Source organism: Acinetobacter sp. GWC1_38_13 (assembly GCF_001767535.1).
GTDB classification, from domain to species: Bacteria; Pseudomonadota; Gammaproteobacteria; order Pseudomonadales; family Moraxellaceae; genus Acinetobacter; species Acinetobacter junii.
The window spans coordinates 1-7,814 of the sequence record NZ_MELG01000094.1 but is presented as its reverse complement, the minus strand read 5'-3'; the positions used below and the strand labels follow the sequence as shown (position 1 = coordinate 7,814).

The 7,814-nt window shown below is 34.8% G+C and carries 7 protein-coding genes; all 7 read left to right on the top strand.

The window, feature by feature from the left end:
* Positions 1 to 402: 402 nt before the first annotated feature.
* The 7 genes from A2003_RS10080 to A2003_RS10050 all read left to right on the top strand — a co-directional run bounded on the left by A2003_RS10080 (position 403) and on the right by A2003_RS10050 (position 7,564).
* Positions 403 to 969, top strand: a complete 567-nt coding sequence (locus A2003_RS10080) for a TetR/AcrR family transcriptional regulator (protein ID WP_112987636.1) — start codon at positions 403 to 405, stop codon at positions 967 to 969.
* 498 nt (positions 970 to 1,467) lie between these two features.
* Positions 1,468 to 1,779 (top strand): ArsR/SmtB family transcription factor, encoded by a 312-nt coding sequence (locus tag A2003_RS10075; protein WP_004915442.1) that lies wholly within the window; start codon positions 1,468 to 1,470, stop codon positions 1,777 to 1,779.
* A gap of 81 nt (positions 1,780 to 1,860) precedes the next feature.
* On the top strand, positions 1,861 to 3,558 hold the full coding sequence (locus A2003_RS10070; RefSeq protein WP_286687287.1) for a SulP family inorganic anion transporter: 1,698 nt from the start codon (positions 1,861 to 1,863) through the stop codon (positions 3,556 to 3,558).
* A gap of 201 nt (positions 3,559 to 3,759) precedes the next feature.
* Positions 3,760 to 4,956 (top strand): serine/threonine transporter SstT, encoded by a 1,197-nt coding sequence (gene sstT, locus A2003_RS10065; RefSeq protein ID WP_112986624.1) that lies wholly within the window; start codon positions 3,760 to 3,762, stop codon positions 4,954 to 4,956.
* A 12-nt stretch (positions 4,957 to 4,968) separates the two neighbouring features.
* Positions 4,969 to 5,649, top strand: a complete 681-nt coding sequence (locus tag A2003_RS10060; RefSeq protein WP_004954688.1) for a YoaK family protein — start codon at positions 4,969 to 4,971, stop codon at positions 5,647 to 5,649.
* 3 nt (positions 5,650 to 5,652) lie between these two features.
* Positions 5,653 to 6,192, top strand: a complete 540-nt coding sequence (locus A2003_RS10055) for a DUF2058 domain-containing protein (protein ID WP_004915432.1) — start codon at positions 5,653 to 5,655, stop codon at positions 6,190 to 6,192.
* Between the two features lie 109 nt (positions 6,193 to 6,301).
* Entirely contained in the window at positions 6,302 to 7,564 is a 1,263-nt protein-coding gene (locus A2003_RS10050) for a mechanosensitive ion channel family protein (protein ID WP_005402716.1), read from the top strand.
* Positions 7,565 to 7,814 lie beyond the last annotated feature (250 nt).

Genomic DNA, 7,814 nt, shown 5'->3' with positions numbered 1-7,814 from the left:
AAAAGGTTGAGGGTTGTATTCCAATCAGTCGTTTAAACTGACTATTTGATAGCATCTTTACTTTTTCATATTTCATGTACTCATGATAGTAGAACATGACTTTTTAATATGGATAAAAAACAAACAAAACGTTGATCGTTTTTTGATTTTTGCAAGAAGTCTAATATATAAAAATTAAAAGAAGAAATATATGCAATAATTTGATTATTATAAATATTTCCATATTTTCAACTCCTTATTTTTATCACATATTTACAGCTGTTAATTAAAAAAACAGTTAAATAAATAAAGCCATTTTTCCCTATGATAATTGACCAATACCATGTAAAATTCCTGCCAAAATTGCATAACAGGATGCAAAAAAAATGCTCTGTGTGGCAATGAGCAAACTTGAGGCTATGTATGTCAAAAAAAGAAGATATTATTAACACTGCTTTAAAACTCTTTAATTCGCATAGCTATAATTCGATTGGGGTTGATCGTATTATTAGTGAATCTGGCGTAGCCAAAATGACATTCTATAAATACTTCCCATCAAAGGAAAAATTAATCGAAGAATGCCTACAGCAACGTAATATCAATTTGCAAACATCATTAAATGCCTCACTATCCGCTTGTGATCCAAATGATTACATGAGTCAACTCAAAACTATTTTTAAATGGTATGAAGCTTGGTTCAACAGTGAAGATTTTAATGGCTGTATGTTTCAGAAAGCTTTGGAAGAAGTGATTAAGATTTACCCATCAACATTAGAACCGGCAACAAAATACAAAATTTGGTTAACCACACTTATTCAAGGTTTGCTGACCAATATTGGTATCCGAAACCCATCTCATCTTGCGACATTAATCGTAAGTATCTTGGATGGGATGACCATTCAAGCACAAATTAATAGACATTCTGTTGATATGGATGAATATTGGATGCGAGTTGAGCATTTAATTGCTTTCGAAAAAGCGTTGCCTTAAGTCAGCGCTTTTTATAAAAATGAGTAAAAGAGAAGAAAAAAGTAAAGCGTGATTTATAGTTATTAGAATATCTCACGCTTGCGTCTGAGTCGGAAAGAATAATAAATATTATTACCCTCTGGCGGTCGTACAAATTGCACATCCCGATCCTTTTTATGCAGACAGATCATTCTGTCTTGTTTAAAAGTATACACCTATAAGTAACTTTCGCAATCTTTTTTTTAAATTTTTTATATTCTTTATTTAAATTAATTACATATTTTTATTGTTTAGTTTATTTAAAAGAAAATCAGTTTTTCCAATCACAATCAAAAAACAAGAAAAGTAAACTAAATCTCTTTTTCCGTAAAATTACCAACTCGCGATTAAAATTGAGTTCACTTATCATTTTTTCTTATATACATCTTCACTAAAAACCATTGCATTTATCCACTTTTACTACATTTTTACCTTTTAGTCATTTTATACTAAACTTTAGTGCAGTTAGATGAGGTGAATATGCAAACAAGTCTTGAGATTGAAGCAATGAGAGAATCAGCAAGTTCAATAGTAAATGTGCTTAAATCTCTAGCTAACACAGATCGTCTAATTATTTTGTGCCATTTAGCTAAACAAGAGTTAAATGTATCTCAGATTGAAGAACAAACTCAGATTTTCCAGCCGACCTTATCTCAGCAGCTGATGATGCTAAGAAAAAGCAAAGTTGTCTCAACACGTCGTGAAGGAAAGCAAATTTTCTACTCCATTAGTGATCCTAAGTTACAAGTTGTGTTAACAACATTGTATGAGAACTACTGTCCAAATATTTAACGTTCATAAAGTTAGATTTAAATTTTAAGCTATTGGCTTTTCCTGCATAATATCGTTATAACGATATAAACTTTGATATGCATGAAAAAAATAGATTTGAGTATAAGCACTCTTTTTCCAGCTTTTAAATGGCTAAAAACGTATCAAATATCGAGCTTTAAATCCGATTTGATTGCTGCTTTTATCGTTCTCGCAATGTTAGTACCACAAGGTATGGCTTATGCGATGCTTGCTGGTTTGCCACCTGTTATGGGTATTTATGCAAGCATATTGCCGATGATTGTTTATGCTTTCACTGGCAGCAGCACTACGCTATCGATTGGTCCTGTTGCAATCATTTCGATGATGGTCTTTGCAACACTAAATCCATTATTCCCTGTCGGTAGTCAGCAATACATCGAAGCGGTTTATCTATTGAGCATGATGGTAGGAGTAATCTCGCTAGTTCTAGGATTATTGCGCTTTGGTTTTTTAATACAATTGATTAGCCATCCAGTTATTCAAAGTTTTATCATTGCTTCTGCATTACTGATTGCTCTCGGGCAACTTAAGTTTTTATTAGATATACCTCTTCAGTCAAATAATATTCCTGAATTTATTTCTAGCTTAGTCAAACATATACAAGAACTTAGCTTAATCAGTTTAATTTTCAGTTGTGCCGCCATATTAATTTTAGTGCTTTTACCAAAATTTGTGCACTCAGTTTTCCTGGCTCGAATTATCCCATTAATCGTTGTTATCTCATCAATCATTATCGTGGCAATATTTGATCTGGAACAAAATAGTTTAAAAACCGTCGGCACTATCCCGAGTGGTTTACCACATTTTTATTTTCCGTCATGGGATTCTGAGCTTGCTTTTAAGCTCTTACCAAGCGCGTTTATGATTGCCATGATTAGCTTTGTAGAATCTCTTGCAATCGCTCAAGCCACTGCTCTACAGAAACGTGATGACTTAAATAGTAGTCAAGAACTCATTGCTTTAGGATTCGCAAACATCGCAGCAAGTATTAATAATGGCTTTGCGGTTTCAGGTAGCTTGTCACGCACTGTGGTAAATAGTGATGCAGGTGCAAAAACACCGATTTCAGGTGTCCTCTCCTCTCTCACTATGATTTTAGTCTGCTTGTATTTTACAGGTATCTTTGAAACTCTTCCCCTAACTGTATTAGCCGCTACAATTTTAGTCTCCATTTGGAAACTCATCACTATCGCTCCTTTTATCGAAACATGGAAATATTCAAAGGCAGATGGTTTTGCGATGTTAATAACCTTCCTCGGCGTAACATTCATTGATATTTCTACAGGTCTGATTATTGGTATTGGTCTTACTTTTATCATGTTGCTATGGCGTGTCAGCCGTCCACATATAGCTGTGATCGGTCTGATAGAAGGAACTCAACACTTTAGAAATGTATCACGCTATGATGTCATTACTGTTCCGACTATTGCCTCTTTTCGTATTGATGAAAACCTAAGCTTCTTAAATGCACACGTATTAAAAGGCTATGTGATTACTGAACTTAGTCAAAATGCAGAAATCCGACATGTGATTATAAATTGCTCAAGTATCAGCAACATCGATCTTAGTGCATTAGAAATGTTGGAAGAGTTAAATAAGGAACTCGCGCGTCTTAATATTAAACTACACCTGTCTGAAGTGAAGAGTCCTGTGATGGATCGTTTAAGAAAATCAAAGCTCGTGGATGAATTAACAGGTGAAATTTTTCTTTCGCATTATCAGGCAGTTCAAAGCATATCTCCTATTGAAAAAAATTAGGAGAACAGTGATAAATGCTGTTTTTTTATGCAAAAAGATAAAATGCTTTCTGATAAAACATTTGCAAAAACATTATGTTAATTTTTACGCAATTTTTTAAGTAATTCATCATCAAAAAAAATTTTATTATTCATGGTGCTTAGGTATAGAATACGGCGCTTGTTTAACCTTAAACCGCACATGGGTTTGTAAGGCCTTTATATGTTTAGTGTACTGTCTCGCTTAAGTTTAGTTACCAAAATTATTATCGCTATTTTTTTAGGAATTGGCGTGGCAATGCTGTTTCCTAACGTTACACCTTATTTAAGTTTATTGGGTGAATTGTTTATTAAAGCTTTGAAGTCTGTTGCACCCATTTTAGTTTTCGTGCTTGTGTTATCTTCAATTGCGAATTTTAAAGTTGGACAGCATTCAAACTTAAAACCTGTCATGACCCTCTATGTAGTCGGTATGCTACTCGCTGCATTTAGTGCAGTGATTGCAAGTATTGTATTCCCAAGTCAGTTGTTTCTTCATCTAACTACACAATCAGAACTACAAGCACCTGGTAGTTTAGCTGAAATCTTAAAAAATCTTCTTTTAAGCTTTATTGCAAACCCAGTACAAGCAATTAGTGAAGCAAACTTCATTGGAATTTTAGCTTGGGCAATTGGTTTAGGCATCGCATTGCGTCATAGTTCTGATACAACCAAAAAAGTACTTACAGATGTTGCAGATGCGGTCAATAAAATCATTCATGTTGTTATTGGATTCGCTCCAATCGGTATTTTCGGTTTAGTCGCTGTTACTTTTGCTGATGCAGGTTTGGCTACTCTTTCAAGTTATGCCCATTTACTTGCGGTACTTCTTGGTACGATGTTCTTCGTTGCTCTTGTAATTAATCCAATTCTTGTTGGAGTTACAATGCGCTCGAATCCTTATCCATTAGTTTTCAAATGTTTGAAAGAAAGTGGTATTACTGCTTTTTTCACGCGCAGCTCAGCAGCGAATATTCCTGTGAATTTAGATTTAGCTCATCGTTTGGGTGTTAATGAAGCAACTGCGAGTGTTTCGATTCCTTTAGGCGCTACGGTAAATATGGCGGGTGCAGCTGTAACTATCACAGTATTAACATTAGCCGCTGTACATACACTAGGTATTCACGTTGATTTAAGCATAATGCTTATTTTATCAGTTGTTGCCACAGTATCCGCTTGTGGTGCATCTGGTGTTGCTGGTGGTTCTTTATTGCTAATCCCTGTTGCATGTAGCCTATTTGGTATATCATCAGAAGTCGCAATGCAAGTGGTTGCTATTGGTATGATTATTAGTGTTTTGCAGGACTCAACTGAAACTGCATTAAACTCATCAACTGATGTTTTATTCACTGCTGCAGTAGATTTTCGTAACCGTCAATAATCGTAGGTTATTATGCCTTTACAACGTTTACCAAACTGGATTCAAATCGGTGCTTTTTTATTGGCATTGAATGCAGGAATGGTAAACGTTTTAGGTTTATTTACTGTTCTTCATCAATCTGTTTCTCATATGACTGGAAATGTCAGTATGCTTGCAATGAGCTTACTGGACTGGCAACCTGACCACTTTATTTACTTAGCTTTAGTTGTTATTTGTTTCGTTATTGGTTCCTTTTATAGTGGACTGATTTTAGGAAATAGTAATGTGACTTTTGGTCACCATTATGGATTTCCGCTCAGCCTTGTTGCTATATTTTTATTCCTCACATGGCTGCTCCTCCCTTACTTTCCTCGTTATGGTCTTCTTTGGGCTTGCGTTGCAATGGGTGTTCAAAATGCAATGGTTAGCCATTACAAAGGAGCAATCATTCGCACCACACATCTGTCTGGAGTTTTGACAGATATTGGTTTGACAATTGGCTACAAAGTTCGGGGTTTAAAAATTGAAAATAGGCGTATTTTTTTACATTTTCTAATTTTTACGGGTTTTTTAGTGGGTGGATTGATTGCCAGTTTGCTTTATCCTTATTTAAAATTACAAACTTTTCTCATACCTGCAGGACTGAGTCTTGTATTAAGTATGACCTATTGGATCGTTTATTTTCGCTCTTCATCACACTCAGATTTGGATTGAATTATGGTAAAAAATGCATTACAAGCTCAATTGCTTAAAGCGGGCTTAGTTGATAATAAAAAAGCGAAGAAACTAACCAAACAGGCTCAGCACGAACAGCGCACTGGACAAAATGATGATGCTGAATTAAAAGCTGAAATTGATCGTGCAAAACAAGAGAAATTAGCAAAAGATCAGGCATTAAATTTAGAAAAGCAAAAAATTCTTGAAGAAAAAGCGTTGAAAGCCTCGATCATTCAAATGATCAAACAACATAAAGTTGAAAATACAGAGGGTGATATTGCTTATCAATTTATTGATGAGAACAAGATCAAAAAAGTTTACATCAATCAACAAATTTATAATGCGCTGGTATCAGGTTCTCTTGTTGTCGCAAAAGATCAGGAACAATACGCATATCTACCAAAGGCTTTAGCCGAAAAAATTGATCAAAAAATGCAAGGCTTCATTTTGGTTAATAATAAAGATGAGAAAAATGACCAAACTACAGATGAAGAAGATCCTTACGCAGCATATGTGATCCCTGATGATCTGATGTGGTAATTGAATGTAATAACACCTTACAGTTCGTATATAAACTGTCAGCAAATTATCAGAATTCAATTCAACACCTTACAATTCTCGCATTAAAGAATTTTAAGGTGTTTTTATTTTGAATTATTTTAATTTTATTAGCGATATTCGAACTGAATTGAGCCAATACCCTTGGCTAGAAATGTTAGTCGCATTATCAATTCTGATTTTCTTTGCCGCTTTGGCAAACTTTATTGCTAAAAGAATTATCGTTCGTGGTATTAGACATTTAATCACCAAATTAAAATCACCAAATCAATCAATCTTTGCGCAACACAGTATTACTCGTCGCTTTGCAAATATCGTCCCTGCTATTGTGATTATGAATGGTATTACGACCATTCCGCATCTCCCAGCCAAAGTGATTACATTTGTACAAATGGGTGCTCAGGCATTTATTTTCCTGACTCTAGCCTTAACGGTTAGTGAAGCCCTCAATATTTTTAACTTACTTTATCAACGTAACCCAAAATCCAGAAACAAACCCATCAAAGGTTATCTTCAACTCATCAAGTTAATCCTATTTGTCGTTTGTGGTCTGATGATCCTAGGCACCTTCCTCAAAAAAGATGTATTTACTTTATTGGCTGGATTTGGTGCGATGGCAGCGGTGTTAATGTTAGTTTTCCAAAACACGATTCTGTCATTAGTTGCTAGTATTCAAATATCTTCTTATGACATGGTGCGCATTGGTGACTGGATAGAAATGCCATCGCTAAACGCGGATGGTGACGTAATTGATATGTCATTACATACTGTGACGGTACAAAACTTTGATAAGACATTTACAACCATCCCAACCAACAAACTTGTGACTGATACATTTAGAAACTGGCGCGGGATGAGTAACTCGGGTTGCCGCCGCATAAAACGTTCAATTTTTCTTGATCAAAGCACTGTTCACTTTATGACAGATACAGAACAACAGAAGTTAAAAGAGTTTTTATTATTAGATCAATATTTAGATGCGAAACAGTCTGAAATTGATGAGTTTAACCAACAACTCAGCAATCAATCGCAATACAACAAGCGACGTTTGACTAATGTTGGTACATTTAGAGCATATGTTGAATTTTACTTACGTCAACATCAAGGTATCGCACAGCATCAAACTATTCTGGTGCGTCAGTTACAACCTACAAGCGAAGGACTACCTTTAGAAATTTATGCATTCACCAATACAATTGCATGGGCTTCTTATGAGGCAATCCAATCTGATATTTTTGATCACTTAATTGCAATTATCCCAGAGTTTGGACTGAGAATTTATCAAGCTCCATCAGGACATGATTTTCAAGCTTTGAATCATCAAAATACTAATAACGTTGAGCAAATAGTTTAAGGTACCCATATAAAAATAGCCTGAAAGGTGTAGTAACTATACCTCTCGGGCTATTAAGTATTTTAAAGTCAGTTTAAGCTCTTTTAAACTAAGACAAATTTAGCTCTTCATCTTTAGTAAGCGTAATTGCTGTGAGCATAGGTATACCTAAAATTACAGGAACGACTATAATCCATAAATCCGTAACGATTTTCTCGGAAAAGAAAAAGTGAATTGAAAGTGCTGTAATAATTAAGACTGAAAATAAAAC